Source organism: Halorubrum sp. DM2 (assembly GCF_901686465.1).
In the GTDB taxonomy this organism is placed as follows: domain Archaea; phylum Halobacteriota; class Halobacteria; order Halobacteriales; family Haloferacaceae; genus Halorubrum.
Genome location: NZ_LR594487.1, coordinates 575,440 through 592,823, shown reverse-complemented (window position 1 = coordinate 592,823; position 17,384 = coordinate 575,440). Strand labels below are relative to the sequence as shown.

Below are 17,384 nucleotides of genomic sequence, written 5' to 3'. Positions count from 1 at the left end.
CTGGCATAGAACACTTTGAAAACGCACCGCCTCACTTTCAAACCTTATCTGAACACCGCCCGGTAGTGTCGCGGGCGATACTCCGGATCCCCGAGCGACGGCGCTGGCGCGCGAGACGGCGAGCGCGCCGCCGATCCGTCGACCGTGGATCACCCGCCACTGTGGACCACTCGTCACCTCGGGTCGCCCGTCAGCCGTCGATCACCGCGGCTCGACGCGAACCGAGAGGTCGTCCACGTAGTGGGTCGCGTCCGCCTCCCAAATCACTGCGGTGCCGACCGCGAGGTACAGCGTGTCCGTCGACAGTTCGGGCGTCGTCCACTCGAAGGCGTACTCGCGCCAGCCGTCCGCGAGCCACAGCGAGTCGCGCAGCCCGCCGTAGGGCGTCTCGCCGAGGTCCGTGGTGTTGAGTCCCGGCTGCGGGAACTCCTCTTCCGTCTCCGGCGGCTCGGGACCCAGCCGCATCAGTGCGTGTCGGATCGTGTTGAACGACTCCGACTCGCTCCAGAACTGCCCGCTCACCTCGATCTGATACGACCCGCCGGACTCGACGGGGACGGGATGGACCGCCCACGTGACCCCGTCGTCGTAATCTCCCTGATTCCAGATCCGGAGGGAGCCGTCTCCCGACGCCGCCTCTGCGTCGGAGACATCCACCTCCCAATCGAAGTCGGCGAGGTCGACCTCGGGACCGATTGCGGCTCCCGTCTCCCAGTCGCCGAGGCCCTCCTCGAACCCCTCCGTGAACGCCGGGTCGTCGCCGCCGCCGGACCCCGCACAACCCGCGATGCCGACGAGGCCCGCCGCGCCGCCGGCCCGAAGCACGTCACGTCGTCGCACGGCGGCCGCGCGTTCGTTCATAACGAGCGTCACGACGAGCGACCGCCGCATAAGTATGCGGTGCGTTACAGCGGTAGCGAGGCGAAAGCCCACCCGTTCACGGGTGGGATGAAGCCGACAACTGGGAATGTATCCACGTTCGTAGCCACGGCTTGGGGTTGGATATTTGCGTAACATCTTTAGATGAGTTACTTCTATATACCGACGATGCCTCGCGGGTTCGACCGAGAACGTACCAACATCCACAAACTCCAGTACCACTTCGTCTGGTGTCCGAAGTACCGCAAGTCGGTACTCGAAGGCGAGGTACGCGATCGACTCGAAGAACTCATCGAGGACAAAGCCGACGAACTCAACGTAGAGATTCTGGAGTTAGCGATTCGTCCCGACCACGTTCACTTGTTCATCACGGGCGATCCGACACTCGCTCCAAACAAAATAATGCAACAGATCAAGGGCTACTCCTCGCATCACCTCCGTGAGGAGTACGACTTCGGGTTGCCCTCGCTATGGACGCGCTCGTACTTCGTTTCCAGTGCGGGCGACGTCTCCAGCGAGGTCATCGAGGAGTACATCGACGCACAAGCGGGAGAATAACGATGCAACGGAACGTCTCAACCACGGTGCGGGTCAAGCTCCACTCGCTGACCAACAGAAAATCCGACATGCTGGCCCGTGAGTACGAGGCGTTCCAACGCGAAGTTCACGGCGGGGATGCCGACCTCTACTCCGCGACGAAACAGCAAGCGTCGAAAGTCCAGCGACAGAAAGACCCGAACCCTGACACTGAGCAGCCCGTCGTTCTCCGCAACGACGTACTGGATATCGCCCACGACAAGGACACGGTGCTGTCGTCGTGGTGGATGAAAGTCCCCGTCTACGACCCTGAACGGGGACAGGGGAACTCTATCTGGTGTCCCGCCCACGTTCCACATAAGGACGAAACACTCGTCCACGAGGGTGACATTCGAGATAGCGAGTTAGTGCGCCGTGACGGCGACTGGTACGTCCATCTCGTCGTTAAACGGTCTGTGACCATCCAAGACGAGTATGACGACGTACTGGCCATCGATATGGGCGCACGCTGGGTCGCTACCTGTGCGTTCCTCTCGGACCGTGACACCACGTTCCACGGCGAAGAAGTGCGCCGGCTCCGCGAACACTACAAGCAACTACGGAAGTCTATCGGGAAGGCCAAACCTCGACAGGGACAGCAGGTGGTCGAGCGCATCGGTGACGCGGAAGCGCGGAAGGTGGACGACCGTCTCCACAAGATTGCTCGACACATTGTAGAAGATGCCGAAGAGCGGAACGCGGTCATCACCGTGGGCGATCTCGGTGGAATTCGCAGGGACAACGACAAAGGGCGGTACGTCAACGACAAGACCCACAAGATGCCGTTCGCTCGACTGTTGAACTACATCGAGTACAAAGCACACGACGCGGGTATTGAGGTGGTGTTGGTCGAGGAATACGACACGTCGAAGACGTGTAACCGCTGTGCTTGCGAGGGCGTCCGAGAGACACAGGGACGGTTCGAGTGTCCTGAGTGCGGGTTGGACGACAACGCGGACAAGAACGGTGCGCTGAACATTGGGAAACGAGCCTTGGGCAAGTTTTCGAAACCGCTGTCCGAGGCGGGGGCTGTACTGGCACAGCCCGAAACACAGGTCATCGTCGGACGTGACGAAGAACCTGTGAACCTCTCTGTTTCCGTGGGTTCAACCCCCAGTGGGGGAACCCCACGGCTTTAGCCGTGGGAGGATGTCAGGGAACGGGAGACGGGACCCGCCGGCCGACCGGATCGCCCCCGTCGTAAGCCACAACCCGCGCCTCGCCGAAGGAAACCTATGTCGACAGACACCGGTCTGGCTGTCACCCTCGTTCGCAACGCGACCGTCCTCGCGACCGTCGGCGAGACGACGTTCCTCGTCGATCCGCTGTTCGCGGAGCAGGGCGCGACGCCGCCGATCGACGACACGCCGAACGACCGCCGGAACCCGCTCGTGCCGATGCCCGACGTCGACCTGTCGCACGACGCGGTGATCGTCACCCACCGCCATCCCGACCACTTCGACGACGCCGCGAGGGAGGCGCTCGACGCCGACGTGCCGCTGTTCTGTCAGCCCGCCGAGGCGGACGCGTTCGTCGACGAGGGGTTCACCGACGTGCGACCGGTGGAGGACGAGGCGTCGTTCGACGGGGTCACCCTCCGTCGGACTCCCGGTCGGCACGGCCACGGCGAACTGGCCGAGCGGATGGGACCGGTCTCGGGGTTCGTCCTCGACGGGACGGAGACGCTGTACGTCGCCGGCGACACGGTGTGGTACGAGCCGGTCGCGGAGACGCTGGCGGAGTCCGACCCGGACGCGGTCGTCCTCAACGGCGGCGCGGCGCGGTTCAATCAGGGGGAGCCGATCACGATGGGCGTCGAGGACGTCGCCGCCGTGCGCGACGCCACCGACGCCGCGGTCGCCGTGGTCCACATGGAGGCGATCAACCACTGCCTGCTGTCCCGCGAGAAACTGCGCGCGGAGACGGAGGACGTGCTGGTGCCGGAGGACGGTGAGCGGATCGAGTTCTGACCCCGAGTCTGCGCGAGTTTTATTCCTGTCTGACCGGACACCGCCTCTGACACCGACTGGCGGCCTAGGAGGGTTTATCCGATCGCACGAACATCCTGTCTCATGACGCAACCGCAGGCCGGCGAGCAGTTGGTCGGCGCGTACTTCCGCGTCATCGAGGAGTGCGACCTCGTGACGTACAACCAGCGGTCGATGGAGCGGAGCGACCAGATGGAACTCGACGTGCTCGGCGTCAAATCAACCTCCGAGGGTCAGCGGATCTTCGCCTGCGAGGTGATCACCCATCTCGACGGGCAGCTCTACTCCGGATCGCCGGACACCGAAGAGTGGGCTGACTACGGGAACGACAGCTACCAGTACAGCTTAGAGCGGATCACGGAGAAGTTCGAGCGGATCGTCGCCTACCTGCGGGGGGTATTCGATGACCTCGAACTGGCCGAGATCCAACTGTGGGCCCCGTACGTCAGCGAGGGATACCAGACCGAGGGCTTGGCCGAGGTCGCCGACCGGATCGAAGCCGCCCACGGTGTCACGGTGCGGCTCGTCCTCAACGACGCGTACACGGAGCGCATGACCGAACTCCGCGAAGCGGCGGCCTCGTCGACAAAGGACTACAGCGAGGCCGGGTTTCGATACCTACAGATCCTCGAAGGGATGCGTTGACGCGGGGTGGCGGCGACGCGGGACCAGCTGCGGGTCGGTGAGATGAACAGGATCGTGTTCTCGGTGATTTTGTCGAGATATTTAAACTCGTACACCAGCCCTCACCCAACGACGTGTCCGCAAGGAGATCGGACAACAAAGCAATGAGAAGGCCTCTGGATCCAGTCAGAGCATTACCAGAAAAATGTCGGCATTAGGCATGCTCAGAGTGTGATGAAGATATCGGGGACCCCCGGAGATTTTCTGTCCACCACCCGAACTGAATAGCATGTCGCGTCGTTCGGATCTCGACGATTTATACGATCTTCTCGACTGTCTCGAAGCGAACGTCGGTGGGAAACGACGCCTCAGAGACTGTACTGGGTATATGAACTGGCCTGAACGGGGCGTCTATTTCTTTTTCACAGAGGAGACGCGGGACTCGACCGGCCAGCTCCGACTGACCCGCGTCGGAACGCACGCCGTCTCGTCGGGATCGGGAACGTCGTTGTGGAACCGACTGCGGACGCATCGGGGTGCGAACCGCGGGAGCTACGAGGGTGGTGGGAACCACCGCGGCTCGGTGTTCCGCAAGCACGTGGGACGAGCGATGATCGAACGGGACGGTCTCCACGACGAGTATCCCCACTGGGGTGAAGGATCCAGTGCGGACCGCGAGCGTCGTCTCGCGGAGTTGGACCACGAACACCGCGTGAGTGAGTACATCCGAGATCTCCCATTCTTGTGGGTTGCCGTCGACGACGAGCCCGGTCCGCAAAGCGACCGCGCCTACATCGAACGCAACGCGATCGCACTCGCCAGCAACTATCGAAAAGAGACCATCGACCCTCAAAGCGACAGCTGGTTGGGGCGAAACAGTCCTCACGAGAAGATCACTGACTCAGGCCTATGGAACGTCGATCACGTCGAAGAGGAGTGTGATCCGGCGTTCTTGGACCGATTAGCCGCTGCCGTATCAGAAACCTCCGCACCGTGATCTGCTGGTGAAAGGAAGAAGGTCCGGATGCGAGAATCGAACCTCAGTCGGACGCGCTCGCTTCGCTGCGCCCGACCTCCCTGCTTCGATTCTCGCCTTCCAGCGTTTCCACTCCTCCCTTTGGTCGTCGTGAAAAGGTCCGGGTGCGAGAATCGAACCCGCGTCTCAGCCTCCACAAGGCTGAAGGATAGTCCACTACCCTAACCCGGACACGCGTCGTCAACTACCTCGCTTCGATAAATAACGGTTACGACTCCCGGACGGGCGTGGCACGGAGTGGCGACCGGGTCCGAGTGACGCGTCCGACCCAAGCAGCGTCCCCGTTGCCGGCCACCGCGTCGTTTTTGAGGGTCGCGGGCGTAGCGACGCCAACTCGTGGCGTTTACCGACAAGATCTACGTGAAGAACCACCGGCAGCTCGCCTCCCAGCTGGAGACGAACATCCCGAAGGGGGCGTTCGCCGGCGCGACCCTCGATCTGCTGTTCACCGGCGACGGCCTCTCGAAGCTCGACGAGACGACCCGGGACCGCGTCCTCGATTTCGCCGAGGACTTCCTCGACTGTACCTGCGACGCGAACCCCTACTGCGGCTGTCCCGAGGAGAAGTTCATGCGCTACGTCCTCGAACTGCGCGCCGAGGGGCTGGGGCCGCAGGCCATCGTCGACGTGATGACCGACGACTACATGGTGTACGCGTACACCGGCGACGTGCTCTCGTTCCTCGACGACTCCGTCAGGAAGCTGGAGGCCATCGAGACGCTCGCCGACGTCGACGGCAACGGAGAGATGTCCGAGCGGGCGCGGAAGCGGAAGCGAGAGCTGTCCGGGTAGCGGACGGGCGCAGTCAGAGCCGTCGCGGGGACGGATCCGTCGGACTCAGTCGTCTTCGGGCGACGCGACGCCCGGTCCGATCTCCTCGGCCGGCGGGCCTCCCTCCGTGAGGTTCCCGTCGCGCCAGGTGTCCCGGTTAAACCAGAGGTACGCGACGACGCCGCCGACGACGTTCGAGACGGGGAAGGCGATCCACAGGCCCATCGCCCCGAGGGAGCCGGCGGCGACCCACGCGACCGGGAGCCGGACGACCCCGAGGGTGATCAGGGAGATGACGGCCGCGATCATCGTGTGCCCCGCGCCGCGGAACCCGCCGGTGTACGCGCGCATCACGCCGATGAACCCGAAGGAGAGGCCGCTCACGCGGAGGAAGGTCGTCGCGTGGTCGACCACCGCCGGGTCCGGGGAGAAGACGCCCGCGATCGGTCTCGCGGCGAGGACGATGACCCCGCCGCCGACCGTGAGCAGGACGAGCATCGCGCGCGCGCCGAAGTGGTTCGTGTCGGCGGCGCGGTCCAACTCCCCAGCGCCGATGTTCTGTCCGGTCATCGTCTCGATCCCCTGTGAGACGGCGAGCGCCGGCAGGAAGATCACGGAGAAGATCCGCGTCCCGATGCCGTACGCCCCGCTGACCGCGTTCGGGAAGTTCGCGACCACGACGAGCAGCGCGGTGATCGACACCGACCGCGCCGCCCCTTCCGCGGAGGCCGGCAGCCCAATTCCGAGGACGGTCTTCCCGAACTCCGGGTCCGGGAGCATCTCCGAGAGCCGGATCTGAACGCCCCGGTCACCGCGGAACATGATCCGGAGGCCGACGAGGAGCGCGAGCGCCCGGGAACCGACGGTGGCGATCGCAGCGCCGGCGATCCCCCAGCCGGTGAACCCCGTCGCGTCGAGCGCCGCGGCCTCCAGCCCGCCGAGTCCGAGCGCGCCGAACAGCGGGTTCGCCTCGAACCCGAAGATGAAGACCGGGTCGAGGAGGATGTTGAGGACCACCGAGCCGGCCATGACGTACATCGGCGTTACCGTGTCCCCGTAGCCGCGCATGAGCGCCATGAACACCGCAAAGCCGAAGACGGCGAACAGGCCGACGGCGTAGACGCGCATGTACTCGACGACGAGCGGCGCGACCGTCTCGTTCACGCCGAGGAGCGCGGTGATGTCGTCGACGAAGACGTACCCCAACACGCCCAGCACGACGGAGATGACGGCCGCGTAGGCCATCGTCTGCGAGGCGGCGTACGCGGCGCGCTCCTCGTTGCCGGCCCCGGTGTGTTGGGCGACGAGGACGCTCCCCGCGACGGAGACGCCGAGCGCCAGCGAGATCATCAGGAAGACGATCGGGAACGCGAACGTGATCGCGGACAGCGCCTCGGTGCTGTAGCGGCCGAGCCAGAACGTGTCGGCGAGGTTGTACAGCACCTGAAAGAGGTTCTGGACGACGATCGGCAGGGAGAGGAAAAACAGCGGCCACCCGATGTCGCCCGAGGTGAGGTCCAGGTCGTCGGCCCCCTTGAACAGCGAGTCGATCGCGTCGCGGAGTCCCATCAGCGGATCGCCTCCGGACAGGTTACGTCGTCGCACCCGTGGAAGGGACTGTGCGCGCCGTGGAGCGGGCTGTACGCGGCGTCGGGGATCGGCCGTTCCGTGTCGTCCATTCGGTTCGTACCAATACTGACTGACTGGTCAGTCAAAAACGTTCTGAAGCCGGCGGGTGGCGACGCCACGCTTCCCGGACGGAGATAGCGGCCGAACGGTCTAAGTGCGCGCGCGCCCGAAATCGGGCAATGAGTCTTCGGCCCGCGTGGCTAACGTTCAGGCGATACGCGGCGGCGACGACGGGGATGACGCTCGTCCTCTTCTCGCTCGGCGTCTACACGGCGGCGACCGGGTCCGGGCTGGCGTGTCAGGCCCAGTGGCCGCTGTGTTCCGACCAGCTCATCCCCGCGCTGACGATCAACCCCGACTTCATCGAGTGGTTCCACCGGGCGTGGGCGATGGTGACCGGCTTCCTCATCGTCGGGGTCGCCGGGTGGACGTGGCTCGGCTCCGGCTTCGACCGGCGAACCCGGCTGGCGGCGACGCTGGCGGTCGCAATTCTCCCGCTTCAGATCACCGTCGGCGCGATCACCGTTACCCTCAGCGGGCTCGTCCCCGGCGGGTACACGGTGTCGACGCACGCCGCGCACCTGATCGTGGCGCTGACGATCTTCACGCTGCTCGGACTGGCGACGATCTGGGGCGGCGGCCGGGGAAGCGTGCGCCTGCTTCGCGCGGCCGCCGCCGTCGCGGTCGCGGGGATCGTCGCCAGCGCGCTCTTCTCGCGGGCGGTGCCGTTCCTCAACTACGCGCCGCCCGCGCAGGCGGCCTTCTACGTCACCGGTCTCGCCGGCCACCTCGGGCTCGTCGCGACGGTCGCGTACGCGACGGAGGCGGTCCGGTCGGGCTACGACGGTCTCGACGCCGACACTGCCGGTACGGTCCGCGCGCTCAGTGCCGGATCGATGGCCGCGCTCGTCGGCACGCTCCTGCTCGGCCGTGACCTCGTGTTGTACACCGCGACGTGGGAACGGATCAACCTCGTCGTGTTGGGCGTCGCGGTCGCGCTCGCCGCGGCCGCCGCGTTGACCCTCCGCGGAAGCGACGAGGTGCGCGACGGGTCGGTTCCGATCGGCGGCGACTGAGTTCCGATCGGCGGCGACCGAGTTCCGATCGGCGGCGACCGCCGCCCGGAACCGTGACCGTTTGACTGGAACGATCCTGTTAGATGGCCGGCGTCCGGCAAGTATTGCTTGTCTGCGGTCGAAACGTTGAAACCGTGATCGGACCAGCAACGGTGTATGGACGAAGATAGCTTCGTGAAGCGTCGGCAGTACCTGACCGCGGTCGGCGCGGCCGGCCTCGCAGCCACCGCCGGCTGTTCCGGTGGCGGCGACGGTGGCGACGGTAGCGACGGTAGCGACGGGGAGGATGGCATGGACGGCGACGACGGATCGGACGGCGACGACGGTACGGACGGTGACGACGGGTCGGACGGCGACGATGAGGAGACCGAGACGGTCACCATCGGCTCGGACATTCCGTACCCGCCGTTCGAGTACCGGAACGAGGCCGGCGATCTCATCGGGTTCGACGTCGAGATCGCCGAGGCGGTGTTCGCGGACCAGCTCGGACTGGACTACGAGTTCCAAGAGACCTCCTTCGACGGTATCATCCCATCGCTGAACAACGCGAACTTCCGTGTCATCATGAGCGCGATGACGATAAACGACACGCGGGCCGAGTCGGTCGACTTCTCCGACCCGTACTTCACCGCGTACCAGACCGTCATCGTGTTGGAGGCCGACGACATCTCCTCGCGCGAAGACCTCCGGGGCACGACGGTCGGCGTTCAGCGCGGGACCACCGGCGAGGCCGCCGCCGAGGACCTCCAAGAGGAGTTCGACGGCGAGCTCACGATCGAGAGCTACGACCAGATCAACGGCGCGTTCGACGCGCTGCTCAACAACCAAGTCTCGGCGGTCATCAACGACAACACGGTGAGCGCCGAGTTCGTCGCGGAGACCGACGGCGTCGTGTTCCTCGAAGGGGACGGCGTCGCCGCCGACCGCGACGACGCGCCGCCGTACCTGACGCTGACCATCGAGGAGTACGGGATCGCGTTCCGGCAGGACGACGACGAGTTCAGACAGGAGGTCAACGACGCCCTCGCGGCGATCCGCGAGGACGGGACGTACGACGAGATCTACAACGAGTACTTCGAGGGCTGAGCCCCTTCGATCCCCTCGCGTTTCACTTGACATCTAATGGCAACACAGACAGAATCGGAGTCGAGTGCCGGCGGCGTCATGATGCGCGACCGGCTGGTCAGACGAGTCGGTGAGGCGGCCGCCGCCGGGTTCGTGCTGGCAATCGGCGGACTGCTGGCGTGGATCCTCTCGACGCAGGTCGACTACCGGCTCCTTTCCTCGCCGCTCATCGCCCGACGGTTCGCGGAGGCGTTCTTCCTCGTCGTTCGGATCGTCGTGATTTCGAGCCTGCTTTCGGTGTCTCTCGGGATCCTCGTCGGACTCGGTCGGATCTCGACGTCGGGGGTGACCGGACGGATCGCGAAGGGGTACGTCGAGTTCTTCCGCGGGACCCCCCTTCTGTTCCAGCTGTTCGTCATCTACTTCGGCGTGCCGCGGCTGTGGGCGACCGGACAGTTCCCCATCCCAGACTGGGCGGTCCCGGCGGCGATCATCGGACTCACGCTGAACCACGGGGCGTACGTCGGCGAGGCGATCCGCGGCGGGATCGACGCCGTCCCGGACGGACAGATGGAGGCGGCCCGCTCGCTCGGGATGTCGCGGGTGATGGCGCTACGGGAGGTCGTCCTCCCGCAGGCGTGGCGCAACGCGCTCGCGGCCATCGGCAACGACCAGATCATCTTGGTGAAAGACACCTCGCTGCTCACGGTCATCGCCGTCCCGGAGATCATGAGCGTGTTCCGGAACATCAACAGCAACCAGCTCGACCCGTGGACCCCGCTCGTGTGGGTGTGCGTGCTGTACCTCGCTATCACGATGTCGATGAGCCAACTCGTCAACGGACTGGAACGCCGGTCGGACTGGGGTTCGGACAGCCGGATGTTCGGTCGGCTGTCCGGTCTCGGCTCCGGCGGCGATACAGAGGGAGGTGAGGAGGCGTGACCGGTCCGCTGGTCGAGTTCGACGGCGTCGACAAGTCGTTCGGAGACACGCAGGTGCTGTACGACGTCGACCTCTCCGTCGACGAGGGGGAGGTCGTCGTCGTCATCGGGCCGTCCGGCTCCGGCAAGTCGACGCTGCTCCGGTGTGCGAACAGGCTAGAGGAGATTCAGGGGGGCGACATCCGTCTCGACGGGCGGTCCGTGATCGAGACGAACATCAACGAGATCCGCCAGCAGATCGGGATGGTGTTCCAGTCGTTCAACCTCTTCCCGCACAAGACCGCCCTCGAAAACGTCGCGCTCGCGCCGGAGAAGGTCAAGGGCGAGCCGGAGGCCGAGGCGAAGGAGGCCGCGTCGGAGCTCCTCGATCGCGTCGGACTCGCCGACCAGGCCGAGTCGTATCCGGGCGCGCTCTCGGGCGGCCAACAGCAGCGCGTCGCCATCGCCCGCGCGCTCGCGATGGAGCCGAAGACGATGCTGTTCGACGAGGTGACGAGCGCGCTCGACCCCGAACTCGTCGGCGAGGTGTTGGACGTGATCGAGGGGCTCGCCGCCGACGGCATGACGATGGTCCTCGTCACCCACGAGATGGGGTTCGCCCGGGAGGTCGGCGACCGGATCGTCCTGATGGCCGACGGCCGGGTCGTCGAGCGGAGCGAGACGGAGTCCTTCTTCGAGGAGCCGGCGACCGAGCGCGGTCAACAGTTCCTCTCGCGGCTGTTGTAAGCCCTTCCGCGGCCGGTGTCGGTTCCTCTTGGGTCGATCTCAGAGGTCGGTGACGACCTCGACGCCCCGTGCGTCGTACTCCTCCATGGCCGCGAGCCGCCCCGACACCTCCGACAAGGACAGCTCGCTGGTGACCAGCGCGCCCGGATCGATGTCGGTCGCCTCGATCAGCGCGAACAGGTCCGGGTAGCTCGTCGGCGGCATCCCGCGCGAGCCGATAAAGGAGATCTCCCACCGGGTCATCCAGTCGGTCGGGAGCGACACCTCACCCCGCTCGGCGTCGGTCGTGAGCCCGACCTGGACGTGGGTGCCGCGCGGCCGCAGCGACCGGACCGAGTTGCGACAGGTCTCGGCGATTCCGAGGGCGTCGAGCGACACGTCCGCGCCGCCGTCTGTGAGGTCGCGGACGCGCTCCGGGACGGTTCGGGCTCCGCCGTCCTCGGCGGTCGGGTTCACGGTCGCGTCAGCGCCGGACTCGGTCGCCAGCGCGAGCGCGTCGTCGTCGACATCGACCGCGATCACGCGCGCGCCGAGCGCCGCGGCGATCTGGACCGCGGAGAGACCGACGCCCCCGCAGCCGTGGACCGCGACGGCGTCGCCGCCGCCGACGCCCGCCCGCTCGGCGAGCGCGTGGTACGCCGTCATGTACCGACATCCGAGCGCCGCGGCGGCGGTCGCGTCGAGCCACGGCGGGCGCTCAACGAGGTTGTAGTCGGCTGCCGGGACCGCCACCCGCTCCGCGAACGCGCCCTGAGCGGCCGGCTCGAACCCCAGCGCCCGCCCGTCCTCGCAGACGTTCCCGGCCCCGCGACGGCAGTGCGGACAGGTGCCGTCGCCGAGCGAGAAGGGGACCACGACGCGGTCGCTCGGGCGGAACCGGTCGACTTCGTCGCCGACGGCGACGACCTCGCCGGCCGGTTCGTGGCCGAGGATCTGGCCGCGCGGGACGCGGTCGTCGGCCCACTCGCCGTGGCCGGCCCAGGCGTGCCAGTCGCTGCGACAGACGCCGCAGGCGTCCACGCGGACGACGGCCCCGTCGGGTGCCGGTTCGGGGCCCGGAACGTCGCGGACCGCGAGCGGCTCGCCGTACTCTCGCAGGATCGCTGCGCGCATACGTCCACACACCGGCGGACGGGACAAAGTTCCCTCGGCGGTCCCTCCCGATCGGGGCCGACGGATTCCCTGCCGAGTCGGCTACCGGGTCGCCCGAACCGATTATTTCGCGTGTTTTCGAGTTGATCTCACCGTATGACAAGTGATAGGCGAGTAAGGTTTATCATGGCAGAATAGCCTCGTTGACACGTGTCGGAACGAATGGAACAGCGCCCCGGAATCGCGTACCGTCGTCCCGAGGGCGACGCCTCTCGGTTCGTGGTCGAGGCCGCCGGAGACCCGCGGCTCGACCTGCCGGAGCGACCGGACGGGGGGTGGCTCGGTTGCGTGGCCGACGAGGACCGTGACCGGCTCCGCGCGGCCTTAGAGACCGGTCCCGTCGACATCGTGTACCGGGTCGAGAGCGGCGCGGAGTCGCAGTGGATCCACGAGCGCGGCCGGGAGACCGACGGCAGCGACGTGGTCGGTTACCTCTTCCCGGCGGACGAGCGCGTCGAGCGCCGGCGTCGGCTGGAGCGACAGCGGGAGCGGCTAGAGGAGTTCGCGAGCGTCGTCTCTCACGACCTCCGGAATCCCCTCTCCGTCGCGGTCGGGAACGTCGAACTGGCCGACGACATCGACGGCGACGCGGCGACGGAGCGGTTAGAGCGGGCCCTCGACGCGCTCGACCGGATGGACGACCTCATCGGCGAGCTCCTGACGCTGGCCCGGGAGGGAGAGACGGTTCGGACCGCAGAGCCGACGGAGCTGCGGTCGGTCGTCGATCGGGCGTGGGAGACCGTCGGCGAGCCGGCCGACGCCGCCCTCGTCGTCGACGGACCGCTCGGGACGGTCTCGTGCGATCCCGACAGGCTCCGACAGGCCTTCGAGAACCTCTTCCGAAACGCGCTCGAACACGGGACGCCCGGCGGCGTCGACGCCCTCTCCGGCCCCGGACCGACCGGAGACGAATCCGAGACGGGTTACCACATCGCGTCCGGGACGCTCTCGACGCGCGAGGAGGAACCCGCGGACGTCGAGGACGCGGCGGTCCGCGTCCGCGTCGGCCGGACCGACGACGAATTCTACGTCGCGGACGACGGTCCGGGTATCGATCCCGACCAGCGGGACGCCGTCTTCGAGCCCGGACACACCACCGCCCCCGACGGCACCGGCTTCGGGCTGGCGATCGTCGAGCGGATCGCGGAGGCGCACGACTGGGCCGTCTCGGTGACGGAGAGCCGAGAGGGCGGCGCGCGGTTCGAGTTCGTCTGCGACGGTCCGCTCAACGTCGGGGAATCGCCCGAAAACGAGTCGAACCCGACGCACAGCGCGTGAGCGGCCGCGATGCGCGGCAGCGAGCCGGTCACATGAAGTCGTTCAGCCCGGCCTGATCGTCGTCCGCGTCGTCGGGATCCTCGTCGTCCGCCGACGCGTCGGCGGGGGCGTCGGCCGCCGCGTCGCCGCGTTCAGAGCCGACGGCGATCGCTTCGGACCCGTCCGCGACGGAGCCGTCGCCGTCGGCGGCCCCGTCGTCTCCGTCGTCCTCGCGCCCCGTCCCGCCGAGCGCGAAGGCCCCGTCGGCGTGTTCCTCGATGAGTTCCTCGCGGCGGGCCTGCGCGTCCTCGACGATCGACGCGACCTTGTTTGTCGACTCGCCCGAGCCGGTGACGAAGGCGACGCCCGCCTCGTCGAGGTCGTACGCCGCCGCCATCGCGACCGTCAGCGCTCGGGGCTTACAGTGGTGGGTGACCGCTTCGAGGAACGGCAACACCTCGCGGCGCGCGGTCGCGACGCTACAGCCGCTCGCGGCCGCGATCTTGCCGACGACCTCGTCCGCGGTCGCGTCCGACGCCGACCAGAACTGCGGGCGACCGTACCGCGTCCACCCGCCCTTCTCGCCGTCGCGGGCCGCCGCGACGCCCGCCGCCGCGTTGTCTGTCGCGTACCGCCAGTAGGTGTAGTTCTGCGTGGCGCGGACCCGACCGAGCCACACGTCGGCGTTCGCGAGGAAGTCGTACGCGCGGACCGCCTCCGCCGGGTCGTACACGTCTAAGACGTTGTTCTCGATCCACGCCGCCAGGTCGTCCGGGGTCTCGTCGACGGCGTAGGCGGACTGGAGCGCCTCCTCGGCGGACTCCTCTTTCAACACGGCGTCGAGGAAGGGGAACAGCCCGAGCGCCTTGTCGCGGTCGCCGGTGACCACGTCCGCGACCGCGATCGAGTCGCGCCCCTGCGTGGCGGCTTGGAGGTCGTTGACCGCGCCGCGGAGGTCGCCGCGGTTCCCCTCCGCGATCTGTTGGAGCGCGTCCGACTCGAACTCGATCCCCTCCTTGCGGCAGATGTCCCGGAGGACGGGGACGATCGAGCGCGCGGAGACGTCGCGGAACTCGATCTCCTGGGTGGCGTTCCGAAGGCCCCGCGACATGTCGTAGTAGTCGTTGGCGATGAGGACGATGGGCTGGCCCGACTCCTTGACCAGCTCCGTGATCGCCGAGGCCCCGCCTCGGTCGTAGTTGCCGTGGATGTTGTCGGCCTCGTCTAAGATTACGAGCTGTCGCGAGGCGGTGTCGCCGCCGGCCGCGCCGCCGCCGGCCGCGCTGCCGCCGAGGGTGGCGTTGCGGGCGGCCCGCCCCGCGAAGCGCTCGATGACGTCGGCGGTGCGCTGGTCGGAGGCGTTCAGCTCCACCGTCTCCCACCCCATGTCGTTCGCGAGCGCGTGCGCCGCGCTCGTCTTCCCGACGCCCGGGCTGCCGTGGAGGACGACCGCCTCATGGTGATCGTCCCACGAGCGGGCCCACTCCGCGAACGCGTCGCGGGCCTTGTCGTTGCCGCGCACCTCCGAGAGCGTGCTCGGGCGGTACTTCTCCGTCCAGTCGGCCATTACCGGGGGAAGGGGCGAGCCGCGTTTAGTGGTTGCGGAGCGACAGCGGTCGACGTCGGCGGACGCCACTCCGAACCGCCCGACGGCCGAGTCGGCGGCCGTTGCCCCGTGATCGATCCGATCCGAAGTCGCGGACGGTGAGGTAGCGACGAGGCGTTCGAACCCGCGAACGCCCGTTCGGAGTTCGTCAGAGATATTGGCGGTATCCAGTGGTATGCCAAGTGATTTAGCCGATCCATCGCAAGTCAGCGTGTGTCAGAGAACATTGATCGACGGAAGTTCCTCGCGGGCGTGGGAACGGTGTCGAGCGTCGCGGTCGCGGGATGTTCGGGCGAAGAGGACCCGGTCGAGGAATCTGGAGCCGACGGGAACGGTTCGGACGCCGACGGCGACGGCCAAGACCAGCTGAACGCCGGGCAGCTTCAGCTCATCCAGAACCCCCGGGCGACGCTGGACCCGATCGGGATCTCGGGCGGCATCAACGCGTGGATGAGCTCGCAGGTCCACGAGCAGCCGTTCACCTACGCCGACGGGACCGCTCCCGTCGAGTCGATGCTCGTCGACGAGTACACGGTCTCCGACGACTACCTGACGTACACGTTCACGTTCAAGGAAGGCGTCTCGTTCCACAACGGCAGGGAGCTGACCGCCTCCGACGCGGTCTACTCGTGGCGGCGGCTCGCGGAGTCGGAGAACAACCGCAACAACCAAGACCGGATCGTCAGAGGGCCGATGTCGGTGGCCCACGAGACCAACGAGGACGGCGAAACCGTCCCCGGGTCGTTAGCGTTGGAGGCCGTCGACGAGTACACGGTCGAGATGACGCTGGAGGAGCCGTTCCAGAACACGCTCGGGAACCTCGCCGACCTCCGATTCACCGTGATCCCCGAAGGGATCGTCGGCGACATCGAGGGATACGACGGCGAGGTGCCGTACGACGAGTGGTCGACCGAACGGCTCACCGGGACGGGGCCGTTCCAGTTCGTCCGCTGGGACCCCGGAAACGAGATCGTCGTCGAGCGCTTCGACGACTACCGCGGATCGGTGGCGAACATCGACGGGATCCGCTGGCAGATCCTCGAGGACCCGAACGCTCGGTACACCCGTGCGGTGAACGAGCAGAACGTCGACATCTTCAACATGCCGCGGTCGCAGTTCGACCCGGCACTACTGGAGGTCGACCAGGAGATCGACGAGGACCGGAGTCAGGGCACCTACGGCCCGGTCGGAGGCGAGACCCTCAACTACGGCGAGACGAGCCTCCCGCGAACGCAGTATCTGATCTTCAACACGCTTCGAGTCGAAGAGCCGGCGCGGAAGGCCATCGCGTACATCGTCAACCAGGAGCAGATCACGGAGACGGCCGTCCGGGGGCAGGGCGAACCCGCCTACTTCCTGACGCCGCCCAGCGCGTTCCCCGGGGGCGCGAGCAACTACCGCCAGACGGCACAGGAGGACTACCCGTACGGGTACGCGGAGTCCGACCTCGACGCCGCTCGTCAGGTGATGGAGGAGGCCGGATACACCGCGGACGACCCGTACGAGACGACGCTACAGTTCCCGTCCGACCGGCAGGCCTCGGAGTGGGGCGAGATCGCGAACCTGCTGCGCGATCAGGCAGAGGCGGTCCACATCGACCTGGAGATCGAACAAGCGCCGATCGCGACGCTCACCAACCGGGCCATCGAAGGGGACATCACCATCTACGCGGTGTGGAACGAGCTCAGCTGGCTGGAGGCCGACTCGATGCTGCGGTTCGCGTACCCGAACGAGTTCGCGTGGTCTCGGTGGGGTGCCGAAGCGGAGTACGAGTACGACCAGCTGTCCGACGCCGCACAGCGCGCCACGGACGCGTGGGGACGCTACGAGGAGAACCGTGTGCCGTCTGAAGACGCCCAAGAGACCCGAGACGATGCGTACCTCGAGATCGAGCGCGCCAACTGGGCGGACATGACGATGCTGCCGCTGTGGCACCCCGTCGAGGAGCTGTACTGGTACGACTGGGTCGAGGGGCTGGAGATGCACGGGTCACAGCGTCGCCCGCAGCTCAACGAGATCTCGCTGAACCGCTAACGAGCGACGCGGACCGACCGCAAG

At 66.9% G+C, this 17,384-nt stretch carries 16 protein-coding genes and 1 tRNA gene; 12 read left to right on the top strand and 5 right to left on the bottom strand.

What is annotated here, in order from left to right; genetic code table 11:
* Nucleotides 1–201 precede the first annotated feature (201 nt).
* Nucleotides 202–861: a hypothetical protein gene (locus tag QOL69_RS03120; RefSeq protein ID WP_283401989.1), complete on the bottom strand. Its 660-nt coding sequence runs from the start codon at nt 859–861 to the stop codon at nt 202–204.
* A gap of 186 nt (nt 862–1,047) precedes the next feature.
* Here QOL69_RS03120 and tnpA point away from each other — a divergent pair, with 186 nt between their 5' ends.
* From tnpA to QOL69_RS03095, 5 genes are all read left to right on the top strand, one after another.
* A complete protein-coding gene (tnpA, locus tag QOL69_RS03115) occupies nt 1,048–1,437 on the top strand; it encodes an IS200/IS605 family transposase (RefSeq protein ID WP_283401988.1) in 390 nt (129 codons plus the stop codon).
* Between the two features lie 2 nt (nt 1,438–1,439).
* Nucleotides 1,440–2,594, top strand: a complete 1,155-nt coding sequence (locus tag QOL69_RS03110; protein WP_283401987.1) for an RNA-guided endonuclease TnpB family protein — start codon at nt 1,440–1,442, stop codon at nt 2,592–2,594.
* Between the two features lie 96 nt (nt 2,595–2,690).
* Entirely contained in the window at nt 2,691–3,425 is a 735-nt protein-coding gene (locus QOL69_RS03105; RefSeq protein WP_283401986.1) for an MBL fold metallo-hydrolase, read from the top strand.
* A gap of 102 nt (nt 3,426–3,527) precedes the next feature.
* Nucleotides 3,528–4,088, top strand: a complete 561-nt coding sequence (locus tag QOL69_RS03100) for a hypothetical protein (protein ID WP_048076398.1) — start codon at nt 3,528–3,530, stop codon at nt 4,086–4,088.
* Between the two features lie 268 nt (nt 4,089–4,356).
* Entirely contained in the window at nt 4,357–5,064 is a 708-nt protein-coding gene (locus tag QOL69_RS03095) for a GIY-YIG domain-containing protein (RefSeq protein WP_283401985.1), read from the top strand.
* Between the two features lie 137 nt (nt 5,065–5,201).
* Here the strand turns inward: QOL69_RS03095 and QOL69_RS03090 are convergent.
* Nucleotides 5,202–5,274, bottom strand: a tRNA-His gene (locus QOL69_RS03090).
* Between the two features lie 165 nt (nt 5,275–5,439).
* On the opposite strand from QOL69_RS03090, the gene QOL69_RS03085 reads away from it, so the two are divergent.
* The gene (locus QOL69_RS03085) at nt 5,440–5,895 is read left to right on the top strand and encodes a DUF5814 domain-containing protein (RefSeq protein ID WP_048076400.1); all 456 of its coding nucleotides are present in this window, start codon (nt 5,440–5,442) and stop codon (nt 5,893–5,895) included.
* Between the two features lie 45 nt (nt 5,896–5,940).
* On the opposite strand, the gene QOL69_RS03080 is transcribed toward QOL69_RS03085, so the two are convergent.
* Nucleotides 5,941–7,443 carry an MATE family efflux transporter gene (locus QOL69_RS03080; protein WP_283401984.1) on the bottom strand — a complete coding sequence of 501 codons (1,503 nt, stop codon included), beginning with the start codon at nt 7,441–7,443 and terminating at the stop codon, nt 5,941–5,943.
* A 239-nt stretch (nt 7,444–7,682) separates the two neighbouring features.
* Here QOL69_RS03080 and QOL69_RS03075 point away from each other — a divergent pair, with 239 nt between their 5' ends.
* The 4 genes from QOL69_RS03075 to QOL69_RS03060 all read left to right on the top strand — a co-directional run bounded on the left by QOL69_RS03075 (nt 7,683) and on the right by QOL69_RS03060 (nt 11,311).
* A complete protein-coding gene (locus QOL69_RS03075) occupies nt 7,683–8,579 on the top strand; it encodes a COX15/CtaA family protein (RefSeq protein WP_345782473.1) in 897 nt (298 codons plus the stop codon).
* Between the two features lie 156 nt (nt 8,580–8,735).
* Complete coding sequence (locus QOL69_RS03070; RefSeq protein ID WP_283401983.1) at nt 8,736–9,665, top strand: basic amino acid ABC transporter substrate-binding protein; 930 nt, start codon at nt 8,736–8,738, stop codon at nt 9,663–9,665.
* An 81-nt stretch (nt 9,666–9,746) separates the two neighbouring features.
* A complete protein-coding gene (locus QOL69_RS03065; protein WP_283404203.1) occupies nt 9,747–10,586 on the top strand; it encodes an amino acid ABC transporter permease in 840 nt (279 codons plus the stop codon).
* Complete coding sequence (locus QOL69_RS03060; protein WP_048076405.1) at nt 10,583–11,311, top strand: amino acid ABC transporter ATP-binding protein; 729 nt, start codon at nt 10,583–10,585, stop codon at nt 11,309–11,311. Before QOL69_RS03065 ends, QOL69_RS03060 begins: the two co-directional genes overlap by 4 nt.
* A gap of 39 nt (nt 11,312–11,350) precedes the next feature.
* On the opposite strand, the gene QOL69_RS03055 is transcribed toward QOL69_RS03060, so the two are convergent.
* Nucleotides 11,351–12,424 carry a zinc-dependent alcohol dehydrogenase family protein gene (locus tag QOL69_RS03055; RefSeq protein ID WP_283401982.1) on the bottom strand — a complete coding sequence of 358 codons (1,074 nt, stop codon included), beginning with the start codon at nt 12,422–12,424 and terminating at the stop codon, nt 11,351–11,353.
* A gap of 189 nt (nt 12,425–12,613) precedes the next feature.
* On the opposite strand from QOL69_RS03055, the gene QOL69_RS03050 reads away from it, so the two are divergent.
* Nucleotides 12,614–13,741 (top strand): sensor histidine kinase, encoded by a 1,128-nt coding sequence (locus QOL69_RS03050; RefSeq protein WP_283401981.1) that lies wholly within the window; start codon nt 12,614–12,616, stop codon nt 13,739–13,741.
* A 28-nt stretch (nt 13,742–13,769) separates the two neighbouring features.
* Here QOL69_RS03050 and QOL69_RS03045 read toward each other — a convergent pair whose 3' ends face one another.
* The gene (locus tag QOL69_RS03045; protein ID WP_283401980.1) at nt 13,770–15,287 is read right to left on the bottom strand and encodes a replication factor C large subunit; all 1,518 of its coding nucleotides are present in this window, start codon (nt 15,285–15,287) and stop codon (nt 13,770–13,772) included.
* Between the two features lie 252 nt (nt 15,288–15,539).
* Between QOL69_RS03045 and QOL69_RS03040 the strand changes: the two genes are divergently transcribed.
* Nucleotides 15,540–17,360 carry an ABC transporter substrate-binding protein gene (locus tag QOL69_RS03040; RefSeq protein WP_283401979.1) on the top strand — a complete coding sequence of 607 codons (1,821 nt, stop codon included), beginning with the start codon at nt 15,540–15,542 and terminating at the stop codon, nt 17,358–17,360.
* Nucleotides 17,361–17,384 lie beyond the last annotated feature (24 nt).